Source organism: Microbacterium sp. LMI13-1-1.1, assembly GCF_040815625.1.
In the GTDB taxonomy this organism is placed as follows: domain Bacteria; phylum Actinomycetota; class Actinomycetes; order Actinomycetales; family Microbacteriaceae; genus Microbacterium; species Microbacterium forte.
On sequence record NZ_JBFPNL010000005.1, the window covers coordinates 280,340 to 305,038 of the forward strand.

Annotated in this window: 25 protein-coding genes and 2 tRNA genes; 16 read left to right on the forward strand and 11 right to left on the reverse strand. The window is 67.0% G+C overall.

The window, feature by feature from the left end; genetic code table 11:
• Positions 1-76 precede the first annotated feature (76 nt).
• From gyrB to MRBLMI13_RS08270, 10 genes are all read left to right on the forward strand, one after another.
• Positions 77-2,191, forward strand: a complete 2,115-nt coding sequence (gene gyrB, locus MRBLMI13_RS08225; protein WP_367821731.1) for a DNA topoisomerase (ATP-hydrolyzing) subunit B — start codon at positions 77-79, stop codon at positions 2,189-2,191.
• A gap of 52 nt (positions 2,192-2,243) precedes the next feature.
• Entirely contained in the window at positions 2,244-4,808 is a 2,565-nt protein-coding gene (gyrA, locus tag MRBLMI13_RS08230; RefSeq protein WP_042541052.1) for a DNA gyrase subunit A, read from the forward strand.
• Positions 4,805-5,209, forward strand: a complete 405-nt coding sequence (locus MRBLMI13_RS08235; RefSeq protein ID WP_042541050.1) for a DUF3566 domain-containing protein — start codon at positions 4,805-4,807, stop codon at positions 5,207-5,209. The genes gyrA and MRBLMI13_RS08235 overlap by 4 nt, the downstream gene beginning before the upstream one ends.
• 137 nt (positions 5,210-5,346) lie before the next feature.
• A complete protein-coding gene (locus MRBLMI13_RS08240; RefSeq protein ID WP_309692462.1) occupies positions 5,347-6,615 on the forward strand; it encodes a sensor histidine kinase in 1,269 nt (422 codons plus the stop codon).
• Positions 6,603-7,289 carry a LuxR C-terminal-related transcriptional regulator gene (locus MRBLMI13_RS08245; RefSeq protein ID WP_042541046.1) on the forward strand — a complete coding sequence of 229 codons (687 nt, stop codon included), beginning with the start codon at positions 6,603-6,605 and terminating at the stop codon, positions 7,287-7,289. Before MRBLMI13_RS08240 ends, MRBLMI13_RS08245 begins: the two co-directional genes overlap by 13 nt.
• A complete protein-coding gene (locus MRBLMI13_RS08250; protein WP_367821735.1) occupies positions 7,286-8,227 on the forward strand; it encodes a DUF4097 family beta strand repeat-containing protein in 942 nt (313 codons plus the stop codon). Before MRBLMI13_RS08245 ends, MRBLMI13_RS08250 begins: the two co-directional genes overlap by 4 nt.
• An 84-nt stretch (positions 8,228-8,311) precedes the next feature.
• A tRNA-Ile gene (locus tag MRBLMI13_RS08255) sits at positions 8,312-8,385 on the forward strand.
• Between the two features lie 25 nt (positions 8,386-8,410).
• Positions 8,411-8,483: transfer RNA gene (locus tag MRBLMI13_RS08260), tRNA-Ala, on the forward strand.
• 90 nt (positions 8,484-8,573) lie between these two features.
• Positions 8,574-8,954, forward strand: coding sequence for a hypothetical protein (locus tag MRBLMI13_RS08265; protein ID WP_367821737.1), 381 nt, complete (start codon positions 8,574-8,576; stop codon positions 8,952-8,954).
• Positions 8,955-9,125: 171 nt separating this feature from the next.
• Positions 9,126-9,407, forward strand: coding sequence for a hypothetical protein (locus tag MRBLMI13_RS08270; protein WP_042541043.1), 282 nt, complete (start codon positions 9,126-9,128; stop codon positions 9,405-9,407).
• A 31-nt stretch (positions 9,408-9,438) separates the two neighbouring features.
• Here the strand turns inward: MRBLMI13_RS08270 and MRBLMI13_RS08275 are convergent, their stop codons facing one another.
• The 3 genes from MRBLMI13_RS08275 to MRBLMI13_RS08285 form a co-directional block, all read right to left on the reverse strand.
• On the reverse strand, positions 9,439-9,954 hold the full coding sequence (locus MRBLMI13_RS08275; protein WP_367821739.1) for a DUF3253 domain-containing protein: 516 nt from the start codon (positions 9,952-9,954) through the stop codon (positions 9,439-9,441).
• A gap of 77 nt (positions 9,955-10,031) precedes the next feature.
• On the reverse strand, positions 10,032-11,147 hold the full coding sequence (locus MRBLMI13_RS08280; protein ID WP_367821741.1) for a M24 family metallopeptidase: 1,116 nt from the start codon (positions 11,145-11,147) through the stop codon (positions 10,032-10,034).
• Between the two features lie 43 nt (positions 11,148-11,190).
• Entirely contained in the window at positions 11,191-11,640 is a 450-nt protein-coding gene (locus MRBLMI13_RS08285; protein ID WP_056375000.1) for a DUF1801 domain-containing protein, read from the reverse strand.
• A 155-nt stretch (positions 11,641-11,795) separates the two neighbouring features.
• Between MRBLMI13_RS08285 and MRBLMI13_RS08290 the strand changes: the two genes are divergently transcribed.
• A complete protein-coding gene (locus MRBLMI13_RS08290; RefSeq protein ID WP_042541037.1) occupies positions 11,796-12,218 on the forward strand; it encodes an NUDIX hydrolase in 423 nt (140 codons plus the stop codon).
• Between the two features lies 1 nt (position 12,219).
• Here the strand turns inward: MRBLMI13_RS08290 and MRBLMI13_RS08295 are convergent, their stop codons facing one another.
• Together MRBLMI13_RS08295 and MRBLMI13_RS08300 are read right to left on the reverse strand one after the other, a co-directional pair.
• Entirely contained in the window at positions 12,220-12,681 is a 462-nt protein-coding gene (locus MRBLMI13_RS08295) for an aminoacyl-tRNA deacylase (protein WP_042541035.1), read from the reverse strand.
• 50 nt (positions 12,682-12,731) lie between these two features.
• Positions 12,732-13,232, reverse strand: coding sequence for a hypothetical protein (locus MRBLMI13_RS08300; protein WP_042541033.1), 501 nt, complete (start codon positions 13,230-13,232; stop codon positions 12,732-12,734).
• Between the two features lie 145 nt (positions 13,233-13,377).
• Here MRBLMI13_RS08300 and MRBLMI13_RS08305 point away from each other — a divergent pair, with 145 nt between their 5' ends.
• A complete protein-coding gene (locus MRBLMI13_RS08305; RefSeq protein ID WP_042541032.1) occupies positions 13,378-13,935 on the forward strand; it encodes a peptidylprolyl isomerase in 558 nt (185 codons plus the stop codon).
• A gap of 21 nt (positions 13,936-13,956) precedes the next feature.
• A complete protein-coding gene (locus tag MRBLMI13_RS08310; protein ID WP_056375006.1) occupies positions 13,957-14,859 on the forward strand; it encodes a rhomboid family intramembrane serine protease in 903 nt (300 codons plus the stop codon).
• A gap of 181 nt (positions 14,860-15,040) precedes the next feature.
• Here MRBLMI13_RS08310 and MRBLMI13_RS08315 read toward each other — a convergent pair whose 3' ends face one another.
• Positions 15,041-15,280, reverse strand: coding sequence for a cell division protein CrgA (locus MRBLMI13_RS08315; RefSeq protein ID WP_042541028.1), 240 nt, complete (start codon positions 15,278-15,280; stop codon positions 15,041-15,043).
• An 86-nt stretch (positions 15,281-15,366) separates the two neighbouring features.
• On the opposite strand from MRBLMI13_RS08315, the gene MRBLMI13_RS08320 reads away from it, so the two are divergent.
• Genes MRBLMI13_RS08320 through MRBLMI13_RS08330 form a run of 3 tightly spaced genes read left to right on the forward strand, consistent with a single transcriptional unit; the run spans position 15,367 to position 16,971 of the window.
• Complete coding sequence (locus MRBLMI13_RS08320) at positions 15,367-16,161, forward strand: class E sortase (RefSeq protein WP_056375007.1); 795 nt, start codon at positions 15,367-15,369, stop codon at positions 16,159-16,161.
• Between the two features lie 22 nt (positions 16,162-16,183).
• Positions 16,184-16,339 (forward strand): hypothetical protein, encoded by a 156-nt coding sequence (locus tag MRBLMI13_RS08325; RefSeq protein ID WP_042541024.1) that lies wholly within the window; start codon positions 16,184-16,186, stop codon positions 16,337-16,339.
• Positions 16,336-16,971, forward strand: coding sequence for an anthranilate synthase component II (locus tag MRBLMI13_RS08330; protein ID WP_367821746.1), 636 nt, complete (start codon positions 16,336-16,338; stop codon positions 16,969-16,971). The genes MRBLMI13_RS08325 and MRBLMI13_RS08330 overlap by 4 nt, the downstream gene beginning before the upstream one ends.
• Positions 16,972-16,991: 20 nt before the next feature.
• On the opposite strand, the gene pknB is transcribed toward MRBLMI13_RS08330, so the two are convergent.
• The 5 genes from pknB to MRBLMI13_RS08355 all read right to left on the reverse strand — a co-directional run bounded on the left by pknB (position 16,992) and on the right by MRBLMI13_RS08355 (position 24,699).
• Entirely contained in the window at positions 16,992-18,686 is a 1,695-nt protein-coding gene (gene pknB, locus MRBLMI13_RS08335) for a Stk1 family PASTA domain-containing Ser/Thr kinase (RefSeq protein ID WP_042541020.1), read from the reverse strand.
• A 54-nt stretch (positions 18,687-18,740) separates the two neighbouring features.
• Positions 18,741-20,495 carry a protein kinase domain-containing protein gene (locus MRBLMI13_RS08340; RefSeq protein ID WP_042541018.1) on the reverse strand — a complete coding sequence of 585 codons (1,755 nt, stop codon included), beginning with the start codon at positions 20,493-20,495 and terminating at the stop codon, positions 18,741-18,743.
• Positions 20,492-21,946: a peptidoglycan D,D-transpeptidase FtsI family protein gene (locus MRBLMI13_RS08345; protein WP_056375013.1), complete on the reverse strand. Its 1,455-nt coding sequence runs from the start codon at positions 21,944-21,946 to the stop codon at positions 20,492-20,494. The genes MRBLMI13_RS08340 and MRBLMI13_RS08345 overlap by 4 nt, the downstream gene beginning before the upstream one ends.
• Before the next feature lie 75 nt (positions 21,947-22,021).
• On the reverse strand, positions 22,022-23,407 hold the full coding sequence (locus MRBLMI13_RS08350; RefSeq protein WP_042541014.1) for an FtsW/RodA/SpoVE family cell cycle protein: 1,386 nt from the start codon (positions 23,405-23,407) through the stop codon (positions 22,022-22,024).
• Entirely contained in the window at positions 23,404-24,699 is a 1,296-nt protein-coding gene (locus MRBLMI13_RS08355) for a PP2C family protein-serine/threonine phosphatase (protein WP_042541012.1), read from the reverse strand. The genes MRBLMI13_RS08350 and MRBLMI13_RS08355 overlap by 4 nt, the downstream gene beginning before the upstream one ends.

The following is a 24,699-nucleotide window of genomic DNA, read 5'->3' on the forward strand; positions in this document are numbered from 1 at the left end:
GGCCGTTCAGCGGGATTTCGAGTCGAAAGACCGCTAGAATGGGAGTTCGTGATATTGATGTGGAGAATGCCCTCTGATGACGCCTGAATTCCCTGCTGACGAGACGGAATCGACCACCGGGGAAACCCCTGACCCCTCACAGGGCGCAGAGACCCAGGCTCCCGCGGAAGCGGAGACGAGGTCCACATCGATCTCCCCCAAGATCAAGCAGCCCGGCGAGTACGGCGCCGACTCGATCCAGATCCTCGAGGGACTCGAGGCGGTGCGCAAGCGACCCGGAATGTACATCGGTTCCACGGGTCCGCGAGGTCTGCACCACCTGGTCTACGAGATCGTCGACAACTCGGTCGATGAGGCTCTCGCCGGCTACGCAGACACGATCCACGTGACGCTGCTCGAAGACGGCGGCGTGCGCGTCATCGACAACGGCCGCGGAATCCCGGTCGACCCGCACTCCTCCGACCCGTCGAAGTCGACGGTCGAGGTCGTGCTCACGATCCTGCACGCCGGTGGCAAGTTCGGTGGCGGCGCGTATGCCGTCTCCGGTGGTCTGCACGGCGTCGGCTCCTCTGTCGTGAACGCCCTGTCGACCCGCTTCGACGTCGAGGTCAAGCAGAAGGGCTTCGTCTGGCGGCACAGCTTCGCCGACGGCGGAGTGCCGCAGCAGAAGCTCGTCAAGGGCGAGGCGACCGACGACACCGGCACGAGCATCACGTTCTGGCCGGATGCCTCGATCTTCACCGAGTCGATCGACTTCGACTACGACACCCTGCGCACGCGCTTCCAGCAGATGGCGTTCCTCAACAAGGGTCTTCGCATCGAGCTGCTCGATGAGCGCGCGTCCTCGGCCTACGAGGTCGAAGAATCCGGTGTGACCGTCACGAAGCAGCCCGGTGATGTCTTCTTCTACGAGCGCGGACTCGTCGACTACGTCGAGTACCTGAACAAGGTGCGTCACGCCGAGGTCGTCAACGAGGAGATCATCGCGTTCGAGTCCGAGGACACGGCGCGCAAGATCTCGCTCGAGGTCGCGATGCAGTGGACCACGTCGTACACCGAGAACGTCTTCACCTATGCGAACACGATCAACACGCACGAGGGTGGAACCCACGAAGAGGGCTTCCGCGCCGCGCTCACCACGCTGGTGAACAAGTACGCGCGTGCGAACAACATCCTCAAGGAGAAGGACGACAACCTCTCCGGAGACGACGTCCGCGAGGGATTGACCGCCGTCATCTCGATCAAACTGGGCGAGCCCCAGTTCGAGGGTCAGACCAAGACCAAGCTGGGCAACACCGAGGCCAAGGCGTTCGTGCAGAAGGTCGTGGGCGATCAGCTCGGCGACTGGTTCGACCGCAACCCGGCCCAGGCGAAGATCATCATCCGCAAGGCGCTCGACGCCGCGACGGCGCGCCTGGCCGCGCGCAAGGCGCGCGAGACCGCACGGCGCAAGAGCGTGTTCGAGTCGGCCGCGATGCCCGACAAGCTCAAGGACTGCACCAGCAAGGACCCTTCGATCAGCGAGATCTTCCTCGTCGAGGGTGACTCGGCCGGCGGTTCGGCAGTGCAGGGACGTGACCCGCACACGCAGGCGATCCTCGCGCTCCGCGGCAAGATCCTCAACGTCGAGCGCGCTCGCCTCGACAAGGCGCTGGGCAACCGCGAGGTCCAGGCGATGATCCAGGCCTTCGGCACGGGCATCGGCGAGGACTTCGACATCGAGAAGGCGCGCTATCACAAGATCGTGCTGATGGCGGATGCCGACGTCGACGGGCAGCACATCACGACGCTGCTGCTCACGCTGCTGTTCCGCTACATGCGCGGCCTCATCGAGGCGGGCTTCGTGTACCTCGCGATGCCGCCGCTGTACCGCCTCAAGTGGTCGAACCAGCCGCACGAGTACGTGTTCAGCGACGCAGAGCGCGATGCGCTGCTCAAGTTCGGCCTCGACAACGGCAAGCGCATCCCGAAGGATGCCGGCATCCAGCGCTACAAGGGTCTCGGCGAGATGAACGCCAAGGAGCTGTGGGAGACCACGATGGATCACACGACGCGGACGCTCCGCCAGGTGACCATCGAGGATGCCGCGGCGGCAGACGAGATCTTCAGCGTGCTGATGGGTGAGGACGTCGAATCGCGACGCAGCTTCATCCAGCGCAACGCCAAGGACGTCCGCTTCCTCGACATCTGAGGCGCTCCGCGCCCTGCATTCGCTCGAATAACGACCGGAATCGACAACACACATGACTGACGAAGTACGCCCCGAGCCCCCGGCCCACGACCACGGGAACATCGACCAGGTCGACCTGAAGTTCGAGATGGAGCGCAGCTATCTCGACTACGCGATGGCCGTCATCGTCGGACGTGCCCTGCCCGACGTGCGCGACGGTCTGAAGCCTGTGCATCGCCGCGTGATCTACGGCATGTACGACGGCGGGTTCCGCCCCGACAAGTCGTTCTCGAAGTGCGCCCGTGTCGTGGGCGAGGTCATGGGTCAGTACCACCCGCACGGTGACTCGGCGATCTACGACGCCCTCGTGCGTCTCGTGCAGCCGTGGGCGCTGCGGTACCCGCTCGCGCTGGGTCAGGGCAACTTCGGGTCCCCCGGGAACATGGGAGCCGCCGCTCCTCGATACACCGAGACGAAGATGGCTCCGCTCGCGCTCGAGATGGTGCGCGACATCGAAGAAGACACCGTCGACTTCCAGGACAACTACGACGGCCAGACCCAGGAGCCGACGGTCCTTCCGGCGCGGTTCCCGAACCTGCTCGTCAACGGCTCGGTCGGAATCGCCGTCGGCATGGCGACGAACATCCCCCCGCACAACCTGCGCGAGATCTCGGATGCTGCGCTCTGGGCGCTCGACAACCCCGGCCTTCCGCGTGAAGAGCTCCTCGACGGGCTGATCCAGCGCGTTCCGGGCCCCGACTTCCCCACCGGCGCTCAGATCCTGGGCACCAAGGGAATCCACGAGGCCTATCGCACCGGCCGCGGATCGATCACGATGCGCGCGGTCGTCAACGTCGAGGAGATCCAGGGCCGCACGTGCCTCGTGATCACCGAGCTGCCCTACCAGGTCAACCCCGACAACGTCGCCGTGAAGATCGGCGATCTCGTGCGCGACGGCAAGATCAGCGGCATCGCCGACATCCGCGACGAGTCGTCCGACCGCACGGGTCAGCGCCTCGTCGTCGTGCTCAAGCGCGACGCGGTCGCGAAGGTCGTGCTCAACAACCTGTACAAGCACACGCAGCTGCAGGAGAACTTCGGCGCGAACATGCTGGCCATCGTCGACGGCGTGCCGCGCACGCTGGCGATCGACGGGTTCGTGACCTACTGGATCACCCACCAGCTCGAAGTCATCGTCCGTCGCACGCGCTTCCGTCTGGCGAAGGCCGAGCGTCGCATGCACATCCTGCGCGGCTACCTCAAGGCGCTCGATGCGCTCGACGAGGTCATCGCTCTGATCCGTCGGTCGGCCACGGTCGACGACGCACGCGAGGGACTGAAGAAGCTCCTCGACATCGACGACGACCAGGCGCAGGCCATCCTCGACATGCAGCTCCGTCGCCTCGCGGCTCTCGAGCGGCAGAAGATCCTCGACGAGGCGGCCGAGCTCGAGCGGCTCATCGCCGAGTACCAGGCGATCCTGGCCGACGAGATGCTGCAGCGCGACATCATCCGCGAAGAGCTCACCGGCATCGTCGAGCGCTTCGGCGACGACCGCCGCACGCACATCCTGCACGGCTTCGACGGCGATGTCTCGATGGAAGACCTCATCGCCGAGGAGGAGATGGTCGTCACCATCACCCGCGCCGGGTACATCAAGCGCACGCGGAGCGACAACTACCGTTCGCAGCACCGCGGCGGCAAGGGCATCAAGGGCGCGCAGCTGCGAGCGGATGACATCGTCGAGCACTTCTTCGTGACGACGACCCACCACTGGCTGCTGTTCTTCACCGACAAGGGACGCGTCTACCGCGCGAAGACCTATGAGGTCCCCGAGGCCGGGCGCGACGCGAAGGGGACGCACGTCGCGAACCTGCTCGCACTCCAGCCCGACGAGAACATCGCGCAGGTGCTCGACATCCGCGACTACGCGGTCGCCGACTATCTGGTGCTCGCGACGCGCGACGGTCTCGTCAAGAAGACGCGCCTCGACACGTATGACACCAACCGCCAGGGCGGCGTCATCGCGATCCGTCTGAACGACGAAGACGAGCTGGTCTCGGCGCTCATGGTCAACGCCGAGGACGACATCCTTCTCATCAGCCGCCGGGGCATGTCGGTCAGGTTCAGCGCGACCGACGATGCGCTGCGACCGATGGGACGCGCGACCGCCGGAGTGAAGGGCATGAAGTTCCGTGAGGGCGACAGCCTGCTGTCGGCATCCGTCGCCGCTCCCGGTCAGTTCGTGTTCGTGGTGACGGACGGCGGGTACGCGAAGCGCACGGCCGTCGAGGAATATCGCGTCCAGGGACGCGGTGGTTTCGGCATCAAGGTGGCCAAGCTGCACGACGATCGGGGCACTCTCGCGGGTGGTCTGATGGTCTCGGCCGACGACGAGGTCCTTGTGGTTCTGTCCAGCGGCAAGGTGGTACGCTCTGCCGTGGCCGAGGTGCCCGCCAAGGGCCGAGACACCATGGGAGTGGTGTTCGCACGGACGACGGAAGCCGACCGGATCCTCGCCATCGCCCGCAACGGCGAGCGGGGCCTCACCGAGGAAGACGAATCGGATGAGGCTGAGGTGGACGCCGAGTCCACCGCCCCCGAGACGAACGAGAACCCTGAGGAAGCAGACGCATGAGCACAGTAGCCGACAAGCTGGCGAAGAAGTCCACGCGCAAGACCAGTGGCAAGCAGGTGCGCCTGCGTCTCGTCTATGTCGACTTCTGGTCGGCCGTGAAGCTCTCGTTCCTCGGAGCGGTCGCACTCGCGATCGTCACCATGGTGTCGTTCTTCCTGATCTTCCTGGTGCTCCAGGCCACGGGCCTCCTCACTCAGGCCGACGAGATCGTCGGCGCGATCACCGACAACTCGGTGCGCATCTCCGAGGTGGCAGGTCTGCCGCAGGTGATGGCGTTCGCCGCCGTCGTCTCGATCCTGAACCTCATCGTGTTCACGGTGCTCGGCGCGGTCGTCGCCGGCATCTACAACGTCGCCGTGAAGGTGACGGGCGGTCTGCTCGTCGGCTTCATGTCGAACTGATCCTCCGGATTCGAAGAGGGGCGGATGCGTCGGCATCCGCCCCTCTTCTGTGCTCTCCGACGGAGTAGGGAAAACCCGAAGCCGGGTGTCTGGTTGGCTCGGTGTCGGCCCGATCGGCGCCGCCGTACCTTTGAACCATGACGACACACACTGCCACGCCACCACCGGCGACGGCCACGAAGCCGCCGCTGCGCATCGTGCTCACGATCCTGCACCTCGCAGGCATCGGAGTCATCGGCGGCTTCATCTTCGCGACTCTTTCCGGACTCCTCGGCACCGGGCTCGGCCTGCTCTTCGCGGCGGGCGTCGGCATCGTGCTGCTCGTCGGACTCGTCTACGCCCTCTTCGGCGTGGGCTGGTTCGAGGTGGCCCGGGTCAGCGCCCTCTACCGGTCGCCGATCACGCCGCTCCGGTGGCGCCCGCGGGACCGCCCCGGATTCGTGGGCTGGCTGCGCTCGCTCGGACGCCAGGCCATCGACGGCCGCATGTGGCGCGCCCTCGCCAACTTCGCGATCACCGCTGTGCTCGGCTGGATCGTGCTGCGCCTCGCCTTCGGCCTCGTCTGGTCGATCACGATCTCGTTCGCACCCCTCACCGGAGCGGACGCCGTGATGGGCCCGTTCGGCGGGGGCGGCATCGACCCTGCGTGGGCGCCGCTCGTCGGCATCCTCGGCATCGCCGCCTGCATCGCCGGAATGATCGGCCTGGCACTGCTGAACCGGGTGCTCTCGCTCGCCATCGTCGTTCGCAGCCGTGAAGCAGAGCTCACGGAGCGAGTGCGCACCAGCACCGCTCAGCGCGAGGGCGCCGTGCGCGCCGCAGACGTCGAGCGCACCCGCATCGAGCGGGATCTGCACGACGGCGTCCAGCCCCGCCTCGTGTCGGTCGGCATGACCCTGGGGCTCGCGCAGCAGAAGATCGACAACGATCCGGATGCCGCGAAAGAGCTGATCGCTGAAGCGCACACCTCGACCAAGGCAGCGATCACCGAGCTGCGACAGCTCGCCCGAGGCATCCATGCATCCGTCCTCGACGATCGAGGCCTCGACGCAGCCCTGTCGGCCCTCGCAGGGCGATCCCACATCCCCGTGAGTCTCGACGTGAGGATGGACGGACGCTGCAGCCGTGAGGCCGAGGCCGCCGTGTACTTCTCGATCGCCGAGTCGCTCACGAACGCCGCCAAGCATTCACGAGCCAGTGAGGCCCGGGTCACCGTTCGTCTTCGCGACGGTGGAGTGCTCTGGGCACGTGTCGAAGACAACGGCATGGGCGGCGCACAGGTGCAACCGGGCGGTGGCCTCGACGGCATCGCGAACCGCGTCCTGGCAGCGGGCGGGACCTTCCGTCTCGAGAGCCCCGTCGGCGGGCCGACCAGCCTGGAGGTGAACGTGCCATGCGCATCCTGATCTGCGAGGACTCCGTCCTGTTGCGCGAGGGACTGGTGCGACTGCTCGAGGATGCCGGCCACAGTGTGGTCGCCGCTCTCGCCGACACCGACGGTCTCAGTGAGGCCGTGATCGAGACCGATCCGGAGCTCTGCATCCTCGACGTGCGGCTGCCCCCGACGTTCACCGACGAGGGCATCCGCGCGGCGCTCGGACTGCGCGTCACGCACCCTGCGCTGCCGCTGCTCGTTCTCTCGCAGTACGTCGAGGAGCGCTATGCGTCCGACCTCATCTCCGCGCAGGGCGGGCCGCTGGGCTACCTGCTCAAGGATCGGGTCGCCGACGTCTCGGAGTTCCTCGCCTCGGTGCAGAGGATCTCTGAGGGCGCGACGGTGCTCGACCCCGAGGTCGTGGCTCAGCTGCTCACCCGTCGCAACCGCGACGACCGCATGCAGCGTCTCACCGAGCGCGAGCGCACCGTGCTGTCGCTCATCGCCGAAGGCAAGTCGAATCAGGCGATCGCGGGCCTGCTCTTCCTCTCCGAGGCGAGCGTCGAGAAGCACATCACCGCGATCTTCCAGAAACTGGGCTTCGAGCAGGGCGAGTCGGGCAACCGACGCGTGCTGGCGGCCCTCGCACACATCGAGAACACGGGCGGCACCACGCCGACCGGACAGACAGGACTGGGACGATGACCTCGAACGACGACTTCCAGGGCGGGCACACCCCCCTCACTCCCCCGCCGGCTTCCGCGCCTCAGGGCCACGATCAGGCACCGGCGCCCACCACTGCTCCCGTTGCTCAGGCGGCGCCCGCCGATGCCGGCCGTTCATCGGGCACGACGGCGATCATGATCGTGACGGCGATCGTCGGCGGTATCGCGCTCCTCGGTGCGGGAGGGTCTGCGGCGTTCGCGGCGACCGGCAGCATGATGGGCTCCACGCAGGGCAGCGACTCGGTGCTGACCGAGGATGCATCGGGAATCAAGGGCCTCGACCTCGACGTGGATGCGGGAAACATGCGCATCGAGTTCGGGGATGTCGACGAGGCCCGGCTGGCCGTCACCGACGCCCGTGGCCCGGCGTGGACTCTCGAGCGCGACGGCGACGACCTGGTGGTGCGCAGTCCCGAGTTCCGGTTCGGATGGTGGTTCGGCAGCTGGTTCGGCGACGACCAGTCAGCCGTGCTGACTCTCCCCGAAGACCTTCTCGACGTACAGCTCGATGCCGATCTCACCCTCGACGCGGGCAGCCTCGATGTGGTCGGCGAGTTCGGCGCTCTCGACATCACGGTCAACGCGGGCGCGCTCGATGTCGAAGCAGCCGCACGGAGCCTCACCATCGACATGAGCGCCGGACGCGCGGACGCGCTGCTCGACGGCGTCGACGAGGCGGATCTCAGCGTCTCGGCAGGCGATCTCAACCTCGAGCTGACCGGACATGCGCCGTCGCAGACGACGATCGACGTGAGCGCGGGGTCGGTCGACCTCACTGTTCCTGACGAGTCGTACTCGATCACCCAGGACGTCAGCGCGGGGTCGCTCGACGCGAAGGTCGACCAGTCATCCGACACCCGGAACGCGATCGACGTCTCGCTTTCGGCGGGCAGCGTGACCATCCGACCGGGGCGCTGACCATGATCGAGGGCAGGGGCGCGCCGGTGCCCCGCCCTCGATTGGGTATTTCCGGAAATCTCCGGTAAAGTTTCGGAGGTTGACGGGCCCATAGCTCAGGCGGTTAGAGCGCTTCACTGATAATGAAGAGGTCCCAGGTTCAAGTCCTGGTGGGCCCACTTTTCAACTTAAAAATTCCCTCACGGGGCCTTAGCTCAGTTGGTAGAGCGCCTGCTTTGCAAGCAGGATGTCAGGAGTTCGAATCTCCTAGGCTCCACACTGTGTTGAGACAGTTCGAGAAGGCCCCGCCACGTGCGGGGCCTTCTCGTTTCTCCCTTCGCGTGTGTTCCCCGGGTACGATGCGGGGATGAGTGCAACGGCGACCGATCACCCTCAGGTCGCGGTCCGCGCACCGCGCTGGTTCGCCCGACGCCGCTTCGTGCTGATCATGAGCCTCTTCGTCATCCCGATCGCACTCTCCGCATCCTTGAACAGCTACGGACCGCTCACGGTCGACTCCGCGCTGCGGATGGCCTTCGCCTCGGTCGCAGGGCAGACGATCGCGATCATCGGGGCGCTGGTGGCGCTCGTCATCACACTCACCTCCCGGCGAAGCCTCCCCGGTGTCATCTTCTTCGCACTCGTGGCCCTCCTGGTCACCGTGAATGCCGTCTCGGCGATGAGTGGAACAGGACAGCTGCTTCTCGATCGACTCGACCTGATCGCCGAGACGGCCGCCCTCGATTAGGGCCATCTGCGCTCCTCCACAGGTGTTAACAACCCTGTTAACAACTGCCCGAGCCTGCCGGATCAGGGGCTCTTCCAGTCCACAGCTGTGGATGCATCTGTTAACAACTCGAAGATCGTCTAGTAATCAACCCCCCTTCTCACTCTCAGGTCGAGGGCGTAGCGTGCACGCATGGCTGACAGGGAGACGATGATCCAGACCGAGATCGTGTTCGACGGAGCGAGCTTCCTGCTCTCCCAGGATCAGGACGTCGACGACCTGCGAGAACGCATCGAGTCGGCGACGAGGAGCTCAGGTACGTTCGTCGACCTGGTCGTGGTCGGAAACAGGGCCGTGAGCGTGCTGATCACCCCGAACACCCAGGTGACGATCAGCGTGGCCTCGGTGGCGTACGACCCGCGTGACACCGGCGACGTGGACTTCCCCTACAGCGGGTATCACGACGAGCTCTGAAGCCGGGATGCGGCGTCAGAACCGCCCGTGATCAGAGTTTCGGACCGCGGATGATCCGCACGGGTCCTCTGGCCTCACGGATGCTCACCGGTTCGCCCTTCTGAGTCACGACGATCTCGTCGCGGTCTGCGAGTGCGGCGGCGACCCGCCGCACGTCCGGCATCACCGCTCGCCACGATTCACCGCCCACCGTTCGCGCCACGTCACTCGGACAGATCGAGGACTCGTTCCGCTTGCGGGTGAGCGCGCGCAGCGCGGCCGCGATCCTCTCGTCGAAGCCGTCGCCGCTGCGGTCCTCCCACCAGGGCTCCCCGCGTTCACCCAGCGCGGTCTTCGCGTCCTGCACCCGCCGTCGCGCATCGGAATCCTGCGTCTTCACGGCACGACGCGCAGCCATCAGCTCATCCACGAGCTCCTGCCGGAACGCGTCGGGGATCGACGGGTCCGTCGCCCGCCATCGCCGGCCGTCGATGACGACGTGATGCCCGTCTGCGGTGTGCTCCGGGCCGCGTGCATCGCCGGTCTCGGTGCTGTGATCGGATGCCATGGGAACAGTCTTGCCACCCGGGATCGTGTCGACCAAGGGGCTTGACCGACCGCGCGCCGACGACCTGCCGGCGCGGTTCAGACCGCGGTGAGTCCGTGGGGTGCGATGTTCAGGCGCTCGCATCCGTCGGCGGTCACGACGACGATGTCCTCGATGCGTGCACCCCACTCGCCTGGGAAGTAGATGCCGGGTTCGATGCTGAACGCCATGCCCTCGCGCAGCACCAGATCGTTACCGGGCGCGATGTAGGGCTCTTCGTGCACCGAGACGCCGATGCCGTGACCGGTGCGGTGCAGGAAGGCCTCTCCGAGCCTCGCCTCAGCGAGCACGGACCGCGCCGCGGCGTCGATCTGCTCGGCCGTCGCTCCGGGGCGCACGGCGTCGACCGCGGCCTGCTGAGCGCGCACGAGCACCGCGATGCGATCGGCAGCGTCGGGGTCGGGGGCGCCGACGACGTAGGTGCGGGTGCTGTCGGAGTTGTAGCCGCTGGGCACCGCTCCCCCGATGTCGACGACCACGATCTCTCCGTCGCCGATCACCCGGTCCGACACCTCGTGATGCGGGTCGGCGCCGTTGGGGCCGGAGCCGACGATGACGAACTCGACCGTGCGGTGCCCCTCGGCGACGATGGCCTCGGCGATGTCGGCCGCCACCTCGCGCTCGGTGCGCCCGGCACGCAGCCACTCGGGCACGCGCCTGTGCACGGCGTCGATCGCCTCGCCGGCCAGCCGCAGCTCGGCGATCTCCTCGGCATCCTTGATCATGCGACCCTCACGCAGCACCGGCGTCGCGAGCTCGACGCGCACATCGATCCGGTCGGCCAGCGGAATGACGTGCAGTGCCGGCAGTGCGTCGGAGACGCCGACCCTCGAGACGGTGCCGAGGGCCGCGGCCACGAGGTCGTAGGGGTTGTCGCCGTCGACCCAGTCGGAGACCGCGAGTCCGAGCGCCCCCACAGCGGTGGTCCTCACCTTCGCCAGCTCCATCCTCGGCACGACGATCGTGGGAGCGAGTCCAGGACCGAGCACGAGTGCTGTGAGGCGTTCGATCGTGTCACCTTCGACGCCGACCAGATACTGCAGGTCGGGGCCCGGGCCCACGACTATTCCGTCGAGACCGGCGTCGGCGGCGAGAGACGCGGCGCGGTCGAGTCGGGCGGCGTACACGGAAGCGGGGAACGGCAGTGTGCTCACGGCATCCACGCTACTGCTCGGGCCTGCGACAGGGAACGACGACTCAGCTGACGGCGAGGCGGATGCGCTCGGTGAGCACCTTGCGGTTCGCTGCAGTGAGGTCGAGCAGCGCGTAGGCGGTCGGCCACATCGTGCCGTCGTCGAGGTTCGAGATGGGCTCGAACCCGAAGGTGCCGTAGCGGACCTTGAACTTGCTCGCCGGCTGGAAGAAGCACAGCACCTTGCCGTCCTTGCCCCACGCCGGCATGCCGTAGTAGGTGCGCGGCATCAGCTCGGGAGCGACCTCGGTGACGAGGGCATGCAGCGCCAGCGACAACTCGCGATCCTTGTCGTCCGGCAGCTTCGCCACCGCCGCTTCGAGATCTGCGATCCCCTCGGCGCGCACTTCCTCAGGACTCTTCTTCGCTCGAGAGCGCGACTTGCGCTTGTCGGCCGCGGCCTCCTTCATCGCCTCGCGTTCCTCGGCGCTGAAGTTCTTCTCGTTGTCAGCCATGACGGGTTCCTTTCCTGGCGTGATCTGCGATGAACTTCACACTACGGATGCCACGGCCGGTTGTGCTTCTCGATTCCTGATCGATCCGGCACCCTCTGTCATGACGGCTCGACACACAGCGGTGGATGTCATCGCGCGGGGGCTAGTGTGAGGGCATGGACATGCGGGTCGCGGCATACGCGGTCGTCACCGATGACGACGGACGCATACTTCTGGCGCGCTGGATCGAAGGACGCCGAGTCGCCTGGACGATGCCCGGTGGCGGTCTCGAGGCCGGCGAGGCACCCGAAGACGCCGTGCGGCGGGAGCTTCGTGAGGAGACCGGCTACAGCGTCAAAGTCGGGGAGCTGCTCGGCATCCACTCGCGGGTGATCCCCGCCGGTCAGCGGGTGGGCGAGTCGGACCAGCCGCTGCACACGCTGCGCATCGTCTACCGCGCATCTGTGACGGGCGGGAAGTTGACCTTCGAGGCCGACGGCTCGACCGACATGGCGGAGTGGTTTCCCCTCAAGGCGGTGAAGGAGCTGCAGAGGGTGAAGCTGGTCGACATCGCACTGCGGATGGCCGGCATCCTCTGAGTCAGTCGCGCGCCTCTTCGGGAACCGAGATGTCGGCCACCGTCGCGCCGTAGGCGGAGATGAGGTCGTCTGCGTCCACGAACAGGCTGTAGCCGTGAGCACCGGCGCCCATGGCGATCCGCTGTCCGATGATCGACTCGTCGGCGAAGACGGGCCAGTCGGTGGTGCTGCCGATCGGCACGATCGTGCCGCGCTCGTATCCGGTCGCTGCGAGGGCCAGCTCCGGCTCAGGCAGGCGCAGCTTGTTCACACCCACCACCGCACGCAGCTTGGGCCACGAAATCGACCTGCCGCCCGGTACCAGCGCGAACAGATAGGTGTCGTCCGAGCGCTTGACGACGAGGGTCTTCACGATGCCGGAGGGCAGGATACCGAGCAGTTCCGCAGCTTCGACGAGGCTGCGGGCCGCCGGCCGTTCACGGATCTCGATCTCGAGGCCCCGCGCGGCCGCGGCATCCTTCACCCGAGCATGGAGATCCCCCGGCTCAGTGGCCGGGGGCTCCGGTGTCGAGGTCACGCGTCAGGTGCGGAGAGCGGGTCGTCGGCGACCCAGAGCTCGTCGTCGGCGCGCAGTGCCTGCCAGGCGGCGTAGAGAACACCGGCTGCTGCGGCGACTCCGAGGATCAGGGCGATGATCGAGCCGACGCCCGGGCCCTTCGGCTCGGGCTTGGTGGCCTTCCGAACCTTGCGAACGACACCCTCACGCTTGGCGTTCGCCACGTCCCACGCGGTGAGCGCGGTTCCGACGACTCCGCCGACGATCGGGACGACCTTGTCGTCGACGACGTGGTGGCCGAATCGCACGCCACGGTCGACGACCGGCGCGACGCGACGGTTGTAGGTGTCCTGCACGACAGGACCGACCTGCTCGCGGCCGAAGTGGCCGAGCTGGCGTCCGGCCTCACGGGCGACGTCGGCGGCGTGGCCGACCAGGACCTGCTGGTTCTCCCAGAGCTGGTTGGCGTCGTTCTGAAGACGACGCAGCTCCTTCTTCCGCTTGCGGCTGATGCTCACGATGCTCTCCTGTCGATTGGAGTACGGATTCCCCATCTTGCCACGCGACCCTGGATGGGGCGAGGGAATCGCCGAACCCTTGCGCCGAAGGCGGATCGACGCTAGACGCGGGCCAACTCATGGGAAGCTCTGCGAGAATGGACGCATGGCTCATGCTTCTCATGTCGCAACCCTGCACACCAACCACGGTGACATCGTCATCAACCTCTTCGGCGACCACGCTCCGAAGACGGTCAAGAACTTCGTCGGCCTCGCCGACGGCACCCAGGAGTGGACGCACCCCGCCACCGGCAAGCCGGGCGAGGGCGCTCTCTACAAGGACGTCGTCTTCCACCGCATCATCCCGAACTTCATGATCCAGGGCGGCGACCCGCTCGGACAGGGCATCGGCGGCCCCGGCTACAACTTCGACGACGAGATCAACATGGAGCTCAACTTCAACGAGCCCTACATCCTCGCCATGGCGAACGCCGGCCTGCGTCGCAACGCCATCACGGGCAAGCCCGAGGGCACCAACGGCTCGCAGTTCTTCATCACGACCGACCCCACTCCCTGGCTCCAGGGCAAGCACACGATCTTCGGCGAGGTCGCCGATGACGCCTCCAAGGCTGTCGTCGACGCGATCGCCGCAGTGCCGACGGCCGCGGGCGACCGCCCGATCGAGCCCGTCGTGCTGCAGTCGATCGACATCGTCGCGGCCTGACGCCGACGCTGGCCGATCCGGATGACGACGCCTGAGTTCGCGGACAACCGCGACAACTTCTGCTACCGGCATCCGGATCGGCAGAGCTTCGTGCTCTGCCAGCGGTGCCTGCGAACGATCTGCCCCGAGTGCCAGACGCAGGCGCCGGTCGGAGTGATCTGCCCCGAGTGCATGGCCGAGCAACGCAAGAGCCGCACTCCCGCCCAGAAGCGTGCAGAGCGCCGGTGGGGCGGCCGCAACACGGCGACCGCCGCCGTGCGCAGCGGCAAGCCGATCGTCACGTACGCACTGCTCGCAGTGACGTCGTTCATCGGGCTGGTGCAGCTGATCCCGGGGATCGGCGACGCGATCACGGGCCAGCTGCTCTTCGCGGCGGGATATCTGTATCCGAACCTGTCTCTCATGACCTTCGAGCCCTGGCGGCTTCTCACCGCCGTGTTCGTCCACGGCGGGTTCCTGCATCTCGCGCTCAACATGCTCGCGCTGTGGATGCTGGGGCAGAGCCTGGAGCCGATGCTCGGTCGGGTCCGCTTCCTCGCGCTCTATCTGATCAGCGGACTCGGCGGTTCCGTCGCCGTCGCCCTGCTCGCGCCCGGGACCGCGACGGTCGGCGCCTCCGGGGCGATCTTCGGCCTCATGGCCGCGCTGCTGATCATCGGCAGGCACATCGGCGCGAACGTCACGGGGATCCTCGTGATCCTCGGCATCAACTTCGTCGTCGGATTCGTGTTCTCTCAGAACATCGCCTGGCAGGCGCACCTCGGTGGAGCGATCGTCGGTGCACTCGTCGCATTCATCCTCACGAGAACCCGAAGGCGAGAGCAGCGCACGCTGCAGATCCTGCTGCTCGCTGCGGTGGTCGTGGCACTCGTCCTGATCGTCGCCTTCCTGGTGCCGTTCCTGATCACGACGGTTTACTCCTGATCAAGAGTTGTTAACAGGGTTGTTAACCGTTGTGAATAACATGGGTGTAATTCTCCCCAGGGTGGGGATAACCTGTGGATAACTCAGGACGACAGTGTCAGCCGAATCGCTCGTCGACGACACGAAGAAGGCCCCTCTCGCCTGAGCGAGAGGGGCCTTCTTCGAAGAGAGAGGGCTGGCGTCAGCGCCAGCGGGTGGTCATCAGGAATCCGATCAGGGCGATGCCCAGACCGATCGCGAGGTTCCAGTTGTCGAGACCGGGAATCGGGAACTGCATGCCGGAGATGTAGAACACCAGAATCCACACCAGACCGAGGAGCATGAAGCCGACCATCACCGGCTTGAACCACACGGCGTTGGGTGCGGCTTCGCCTTCGCTGCGCGGAGCTTCGGGTTCTTCAGTCTTGCGGTCGCGTGCCATTCCCACAGTGTACCCAAGAGTGTCATATCGCGCGGAAAAGCAAGGCCAGAGGGCTGGTGTCCAGGTCTGGAAGATAAGATCTGGCCATGACTGCATCCGTCGTCTCGGGGGAGCGACGTGCACGACGCCGTCGCCCCCGATCGCGCGCGACCTTCACGAGCGTGCTCGGCGAGCTGTTGCTCACCGGTGGCGTGCTCGTGCTGCTCTTCGTCGCCTGGCAGATGTGGATCGGCGACATCATCATCGCCGCGCAGAAGAACGACGAGGGCGCGGCCATGTCGCAGACGCTTGCCGAGGCTCCCGCACCCGAGCCTCCGCCCCTGATCGAGGGGGAGGACGGCACGACCTACTACGAGCCCGTGATACCCGCCGCCCCCGCCGACGCACAGTGGTTCGCGCAGATGCACGTGCCGCGCTTCGGTGCTGACTACAACGTCGGCATCTACGGGGGCACGAGCCGTGCACGCACTCTCGACGACCTGGGAATCGGCGTCTACACCGACTCGAAGATGCCCGGCGAGGTCGGCAACTTCGCGATGGCCGGGCACCGCACCACCTGGGGCAAGCCCTTCAACCAGCTCGACAAGCTCCAGGTCGGCGATGCGATCGTCGTCGAGACCCCCGACGGATGGTTCACCTACCGTTTCCGGACGCTGGAGTACGTGAAGCCGACGCAGACCGACGTGCTGCTCGACGTGCCGCAGATGCCGGGCGTCGAGACGGGCGAGAAGTACATCACTCTGACCGCCTGCTCGCCGCTCTACTCACTCGCTGAGCGCATCGTCGCCTACGGGGTGTTCGACAGCTTCCAGCCCCGTGCCGAGGGCCCGCCCACGGCGCTCACCGACCCCCCGCCTCCGCCGGCTGCGCCGTCGATCTAGCCGAACGGAACGAGACGAAATCATGTATGCCGCACTCTGGCGCCTGCTGCCCGGTCCGTGGTGGCTGAAGCTCTTCTTCCTCCTCGTGCTCATCGCAGCAGTGCTCTACGGGTTGTTCTGGTTCGTGTTCCCCTGGGTGAGCCCCCTGATCACACCGGGCGAGGTCGATCTCGAATGACCCGCGTGCTGGTCGTGGACAACCACGACAGCTTCGTGCACACCCTCGTCGGGTACCTGCGTGAGCTCGGCGCCGATGTGACCCTGATCGAAGCGGATGCCACCGACGCCGCGCAGCTCGAGGGGATACTGCCCGCCTTCGACGCGCTGCTCCTCTCGCCGGGCCCGGGCACACCAGCCGACGCCGGGGTATCGATCGATGCGGTGCGCCTCGCCGCGCGGATCAGCATGCCTCTCCTCGGCGTCTGCCTCGGCCATCAGGTGATCGGCGCTGCTTTCGGCACAGCCGTGTCGGAGGCGCCGGAGCTGATGCACGGCATGGTGTCGCGGGTCACGCACGACGGCTCGGCTCTCTTCGCCGGCATCCCTTCGCCGTTCGGTGCCGGTAGATATCACTCCCTCGCCCTCGCGGAGTCCGCGCTGCCGGCCGACGTCGTCGTCACCGCCCGCACGGAGAGCGGCACCGTCATGGCCCTGGCGCACACCCGGCTGCCGATTCTCGGGGTGCAGTTCCACCCCGAGAGCGTGCTCACTGAAGGCGGCTACCGCCTGCTGGCGAACTGGCTCGACCTCTGCGGCGACCCGGACGCCGTGGCTCTGTCGGCGAACCTGCATCCCCTGTCGGGCGTGTGAAGCGTCGGTGACGCCTCGGGTCAGCCGGCGGCGACGCAGTAGCGCAGTTCGACGGTCGAGCCGATCGCGACATCGCCCGGCGCGGCCGACATCGACGACACGGTGGGGGGCTCGGTCGGCGTGCAGTCGATCAGCTCGACCGGGCTCGGTGTGAGCCCGATGCGTTCGAGCTCTGCCTGCGCGGCATCCATCGTCCACCCTGTGACATCGGTGAGGGTCACCCGGCCACTGGCGACCACGAGATTCACGACGGTCTGCGGCGCGACCTCGCTCTCGGCGGCCTCGCTCGCCTCCATCACCGTCTCTGCTGCCAGACCCTTGTCGTTGCGCTGGATCACCGTGCCGAGTTCGAGACCCGCCGCCGCGAGAGCATCTTTGGCGGCCGTCAACGACAGCCCCTCGAGAATCGGCACCATCACGGTCTCCTTGCCGGATGACACGTAGATGGTGACGGAATCACCCTCGCTGACGGCTGTGCCGCTCTCCGGATCGGTGCGGATCACGTTGCCCTCGACGATGTCGTTGCTCGATTCGAGCACGAGCTTGGTGGTCAGATCGAGCTCGGCGAGATCGTCTTGGGCGCGCTCGGACGAGACGTTGACGAGATCCGGCACGACGCGAGCGCTCGACGGCACGTCATCCGGGCGCATGCTGAGCGTCCACACCCAGAACAGCACGGATGCCAGGAGCACCGCGAGCAGCGCGACACCTGCCCAGATCCACGCGACCGGCGGACCCGACTGCGTGCGAGCCATGGTCGTGTCGGTGCTCAGCTGGCGCAGCGACCGGGCCGTCTCCTGCGCGGCGCGCGGGCTCGGTCCATACAGCTCGCTGGTGAGCGCGCCGAGTTCCTTGCGGCTCGGCGCGTGGCCGGAGACCGCGGAGTCGAGCGCTGCGCGGAAGTGCGCGGCATCCGGGTACCGCTGGTACGGGTCTTTCGCGAGTGCGCGGAGGACGATCGGGTCGAGCGCACCGGGGGAGTCCTCGTTCACCTCGGTCGGAGGCACGGGGGTCTCGCTGACGTGCTGGTACGCGACGGCGACCGGCGACTCGCCACGGAACGGCTGACGACCGGTGAGCAGCTCGTAGAGCACCACGCCGGTGGAGTAGAGGTCAGCCCGGGCGTCGACCGGCTCGCCCTTGGCCTGCTCGGGCGAGAAGTATGCGGCGGTTCCGATGATCTGCGTGGTCTCGGCAACGGTCGAGGACGAGTCGGACACGGCGCGGGCGATGCCGAAGTCCATGACCTTGACCTGGCCCTTGTCGGTCACCATGACGTTGCCCGGCTTGATGTCTCGGTGCACGACGCCCGCGCGGTGCGAGTAGTCGAGCGCCTCGAGGATGCCGTCGACGTAGCGCACGGCGTCTTCGACAGGCACCGGACCCTTCGCGATGATGTCCTTCAGCAGGGTTCCGCTGATCAGCTCCATGATGATGTACGGAGGCTCATCGGTGCTGCTGTCGGTGGTCGAGGGGTCGCCGGCGTCGTAGACGCGGACGATCGACGGGTGCGACATGCGCGACGCCGACTGCGCTTCGAGACGGAAGCGCGTGCGGAACGCGTTGTCCCGTGCGAGCTCGGGGTCGAGGATCTTGATCGCGACCGCACGACCGAGCGTGAGGTCGTACCCTCGGTACACCTTCGCCATGCCGCCGTGCCCGATGAGCTCGTCTACGCGGTAGCGACCCGCGAGAACGCGTGGCTCTGTCGACACGTACTGACCCCCTGATACGACCTTGTGGATGCTCTAGCCTACGGCGAGAGCGGTTTATTCGCCTGAGTCGCCGCCGTCGGTGTCGCCCTCACCGGGATCCGGTGCGGCAGGCAGAATGGCGACGCCCGGCATCGCGTCGGACTGCTCGGACGGCATGTCGCTTCCGCAGAACACACGGAACGTGGCAGTGATCGTCTGGCCGGCCGTGCCGGGGACGATCTGCGTCGAGAGGACGCTCGGTCCGAAGCTGCGGATGGACTCGCCCGAGTTGCCGCCGGAGAAGGTCGCGTTGGTGAGCGTGACCTCGAAGGCGGACCGCGCCGGGGTGCCCGAGGGGCACTCGAAGCTCGGCCAGTTGAGCGTCACAGGAACGCCCTCGGTCGCGGTGCCGGCGATGGTCGGGGTGCCCGAGGGCTTGCCCACCTTCACCTGCTCCTTGAAGGTCGTCAGGGTGATGGTCGTGCCCTCCGGCACGTTCCCACCCGGCTGGACCGATTCGACCGTTCCGACCTGACTCGCGCTCGGGGCGACGGTGTTGCCCACGGTGCACTCGGCCTGCAGCCCGGCGTTGACCGCCGCGGCCTGCGCGGCCTCGCACTGCATTCCGACGAGCCCGAGAGCATCGACGTCGATCAGCTCGGGCTCGGGCGTCTCGGTCTCGCTCGGCGTCGGCTTGGGCGTCTGGACAGCCGTCTCCGACTGCGTCGGCTCGGGCTCGGGGTCACCCGGGTTCATCAGAGCGAACACGGTTCCGCCGAGCACGATCACGAGCAGGGCGATCAGAGCGATGAGCGGCCACGTCCAGGGGCTGCGCTTCTTCTTCGTCTTCTCTGCGCCCTCATCGGCCTGCTCGCCGGTGGGCAGCTGGGCCGTGGTGGGGAGGATGCGAGTCGTGCCGTCGTCGCCCGATGCGGTGAGCAGTCGGGTGGCATCGTCGGATGCCACGCCGCCGGTCGCGATGGCCGGCACGGCGATGGCCGCGGAGTTCAGGTCGCCTCGGCGCAGTGCCTGAGCGGCGCGTGCCACCGTCGCGGAGGACGAGGGCCGGTCGGCCGGCTTCTTGGCGATCATCGCCATGACGAGGTTCTGCACCGGGATCGGCACGGTCGGCGGCAGCGGCGGAGGCTGCTCGTTGATCTGCGCCATCGCGATCGCGACCTGTGACTCACCCGTGAAGGGGCGCTTGCCTGCGAGGCACTCGTACGCGACGATGCCGAGCGAGTAGGTGTCGGTCGCCGGCGATGCCGGGTGCCCGGAAGCCTGCTCCGGCGAGAGGTACTGCACGGTGCCCATGACCTGGCCGGTGGCCGTCAGCGGCACCTGGTCGGCGATGCGGGCGATGCCGAAGTCGGTGATCTTGACGCGGCCGTCGGGCGTGATCAGCAGGTTTCCCGGCTTGATGTCGCGGTGCACGAGGCCTGCTGCGTGGGCGGCCTGCAGAGCGGATGCCGTCTGCGCGACGATGTCGAGCGTCTTGTCGGCGCTCAGCGCGCCCTCGCGCTCGAGCACGGTCGAGAGCGCCTCGCCGGGCACGAGCTCCATGACGAGGTAGGCGCTGCCGTTCTCCTCGCCGTAGTCGAAGACGCTCGCGATGCCCTCGTGGTTGACGAGTGCGGCATGGCGCGCCTCAGCGCGGAACCGCTCGAGGAACCCGGGGTCCCCCATGTACTCGTCCTTGAGGATCTTGATGGCCACGGTGCGGCCGATGACGTGATCCGTCGCCTCCCACACCTCGCCCATGCCGCCGATCGCAATACGCGACTGCAGCTCGTAGCGACCACCGAACGACACACCCTGCGTCGGTCTCATCTGCCCAGCACCGCCTCTATGACCTTCTTTGCAATCGGAGCGGCGATGGTGTCGCCGGATCCTGACTGCCCTTGTCCGCCGCCGTCTTCGACGAGGACCGCTACTGCCACTTCCGGGTCGTCCGCCGGCGCGAAACCGGTGAACCACAACGTGTAGGGCTTGTTACCGTTCTCGGTCGTGCCTGTCTTTCCAGCCACATCGACCCCGTCTATTCTTGCACCCTGCGCAGCGCCGTTTGAGACGCTGGCGACCATCGACGCCGTGATCTGATCGGCGATCGTCGCATCGGTGGCCTGGCCGAACTGCGTGTCGTCGTACGAACGGATGACCGAGAGGTCGTTGCCGATCACCGTGTCGACCAGACGGGGGTTCATGACGACGCCTTCGTTCGCGATTCCCGCCGCCACCATCGCGATCTGCAACGGTGTGGCGGTGACCTGTCCCTGTCCGAATCCGGTCAGTCCGGTCTGCGGGTCGTCGAGGGCGCGGGGGTAGCTCGAGGGCGTCGACTCGAGAGGGGTGGAGAAGCTTTGGTTCCACCCGAACTTCTCCGCCATCTCGCGGATCTTGTCGTCGCCGAGCTGCACGGCGAGTTCAGCCATCGGGATGTTGCAGCTCAACCGGATCGCCTCGGCGATCGTCACGGTGTCACCCGGCCCGCACGTGCCACCCCATGCGTTCGAGACCGTGTTGTTCGACTGCGGCAGCTGGTAGCGAGCGGGGTTCGGCAGCGTCGAGTCAGGGGTGTAGTCGCCGCTCGCATAGGCTGCGGCTGCGACCACGAGCTTGAACGTCGAGCCGGGCGGGTTGAGGTCCCCGGCGATCGCCCGATTCGAGAGCGGCTTCGTGGGGTCTTCGTCGAGCTGGTCGTAGGTCGCGTTCGCGGCATCCGCGTCATGCGTCGCGAGCAGGTTGGTGTCGAAGCCGGGCGTCGACACCATGGCGAGAATGCGCCCGGTCTTCGGCTCGATGGCGACGACGGCGCCGTTGAGTCCCTGGAGGCCCTCGTAGGCCGCTCGCTGCGCGGCGGCGTCGAGGGTCAGCTCCACACTGAATCCGCTCTGCGGCTGGCCCGAGAGGATCCGCTCGATCTCGGCGAAGAACGCGCTCGAGCCGGTGCCGGAGAGATCGGCGTTCATCGCCCGCTCGATCCCCGTCGCCGACTGCAGTGCAGGGTTGAAGTACCCGGTGACGGGCGCCCACATCGCGGCATCCGTGTAGACCCGCTGGAACTGGTAGCGGTCGTCGGAGGCCGTCGAGGAGGCGATCGCCACGTCGTCGACGATGATCGATCCTCGTTGGATCTCGTAGCTGTCGAGCAGCGTGCGCCTGTTGTTCGGGTTCTGCCCGAGGGAATCGGCCTCGACGACCTGAATCCAGCTGGTCGCCGCGAACAGCGACAGGAACATGAACAGCATGACGATGCTGAGACGGCGGAGCTCTTTGGTCATGCGACGCCCCCTCGGGCGGAGTGCACGCCGGTCACTGAGCGCGGAGCGCAGCGGCGAGTCGAAGAGTCGGTCATGTCAGCCGATCACCGCCCTGGGTTGGCTGCGGACACCGTCGGAGATGCGCAGCAGGATGGCCACGATGAGCCAGTTGGCCACGAGCGACGAGCCACCGGCGGCGAGGAACGGGGTGGTCAGACCGGTGAGCGGGATGAGCCGGGTCACACCGCCGACCATGATGAACACCTGCAGTGCGATGGTGAACGAGAGGCCGATGGCGAGGAGCTTGCCGAAGTCGTCCTGACCGGCGAGCCCGATGCGCACGCCGCGGCTGACGAACACCATGTAGAGGCAGAGGATGGCGAACAGCCCGATCAGGCCGATCTCCTCACCGAGGCTGGTGATGATGTAGTCGCTGTGCGCGAGCGGGGTGACCTCGGGGCGACCCTGACCCCATCCGGTGCCGAGCAGACCGCCGTGTGCGAGGCCGAACAGGCCCTGCATGGGCTGGAACCCTGCGACGTCCGGGTCGACCTTCTCAGGATCGAAGAGGAACAGCCAGTTCGTGAAGCGGCCCTGCACGTAGCTGAGGATCTGGGTGGCGACCGCGACGCCGGCTGCGACGAGGCCGAGGCCGATCAGCACCCAGCTGGTCTTGCCGGTGGCGACGTAGAGCATCGCGACGAACATGCCGAAGATGAGGGTTCCGGTGCCGAGGTCGCGCTGGATCACGATGATTCCGAGCGAGATCGCCCACACCACCAGCACGGGTCCGAGCTCGCGCATGCGCGGCCAGGTGATGCCGAGGAACTTCGTGCCCACCGACGTGAGGCTCTCACGGGTGCGCACCAGGTAGCCGGCGAAGAAGATGGCGAGGCAGATCTTGGCGAGCTCGCCCGGCTGGAAGGCGAACATGCCGCCGAGCGACACCCACACCTGGGCGTTCGCGTCGGGGATGCGCAGGCCGGGCACGAACGGCAGCAGCAGCAGCAGGATGCCGGAGAGCCCGAAGATGTACGTGTAGCGGAACAGCACCCGGTAGTTGCGCAGCAGGATCACGACGGCGATCGCTCCCGCGAGCGAGATCGCGGTCCACGCGAGCTGCTTCGTCGAGTACGCGTTCCACCCGGTCAGCGACTGGGCGATGTCGATGCGGTAGATCATCGCGATGCCGAGACCCGTGAGCAGGGTGGCGATCGGCAGGATGAAGGGATCGGCCGCGGAGGCCACGGCGCGCAGCACGAAGTGCACCGCGAACGCGAGAACGGCGAGACCGCCGCCGATCGCGAGGATCATCGGGTCGATGAGGCCGAGCGCGCCAAGCTGCACGAGCGTGAGGGACGCGCCGCTGATCGCGACGGCGAACAGCAGCAGCCAGAACTCGCGGTTGCGCTGCGTCTGCGGCATCCGCATCTTCTTGAGGGCCTTGATGACACTCGTGTCAGCCGTGACGTCGGTGCTCATCCCGCATCCTCCGTCGGCGTCTCGGTGGGCAGGGGAGTGGGCAGGGGAGTCTCGCCGATCACGCGGTCGGCTCCGGCCTGGAGCCGCGTGACGATCGCCTCTGCGTCGGAGAAGGAACGGGCGGTGATCGTGCGCTCGACGGAATCCCGCTGGTAGGGCGGGAGGTTCGCGAGCAGGATGTCGGTGTCGCGCAGCGGCGTCGACAGCGTGATCGGGCCGATGTTCTGCTGCACGCCCTGGTAGATCACGACGCTGTCCTCGTCGGCGCCGACGAAGTAGCGGGTCTGGGTCCAGCTGTAAGCCGCGAAGGCGGCGAACACGAGCATCGCGACGACCACCAGCATCCCGGCGATCCAGCCGAGACGACGGCGCTTGGCGCGTCGGCGGTCTTCCTCGATGAGCTCCTCGAGGTACTCGGGGGCCGGCTCGAAGTGGCTGGGCTCGTTCGCCGCCTGCCGAACAGGATGCAGCCAGTTGCCGCGCGGTGCGCGCACGGGCGGCACGGTGATGTTGGCGGGGTTCGAGGCCGATCCGACGATCGTCGCGGTGCCGGAGTGCATGGCGTGCTGGCCGCCGACCTCGACGAGGACGATCGTCACGTTGTCGGGCGCGCCGCCGTCGAGTGCCTGCTTCAGCAGGTTGTCGGCCGTGCGCCCCGGTGCCATGCCCATGCGCATCGCCTTGAGGATGTGCGCCTCGTCGACGACACCGGAGAGCCCGTCGGAGCACAGAAGCCAGCGGTCACCCGGCTGGGTGTGCATGACGAACATGTCGAGTTCCGGGTCGGCGTCCATGTCGCTGAGCACGCGCATGAGCACCGAGCGACGCGGGTGGTATCGCGCCTCTTCGGGGGTGATGCGACCAGAGTCGACGAGTCGCTGCACGAAGGTGTGGTCGGCGGTGATCTGGGTGACCGCATCGTCGCGGTACAGGTAGATGCGCGAGTCGCCGATGTGACCGATGACCGCATAGTCGTCGACCATGATGATCGCGCTGAGCGTCGTGCCGAGGCCGGCGAGTTCGGGGCGGTCCTTGGCGGCGCGGATCAGATCGCCGGCTGCCGTGGTCGCGGCGGCCTGAAGGGAGGCCTGTGCGTCTTCGACCGACGTGTAGGGCTGGTCGAGCGGCTCGAGCCGGTGGATCGCGATGCTCGACGCGACGTCTCCGCCCGCGTGACCGCCCATGCCGTCGGCGACGACGAACAGGTTCGCCCCGGAATATCCGGAGTCCTGGTTGTTGGAGCGGACCTTCCCGGTGTGGGAGATCGCGGCACTCGAGCCTTCGAAGACCAT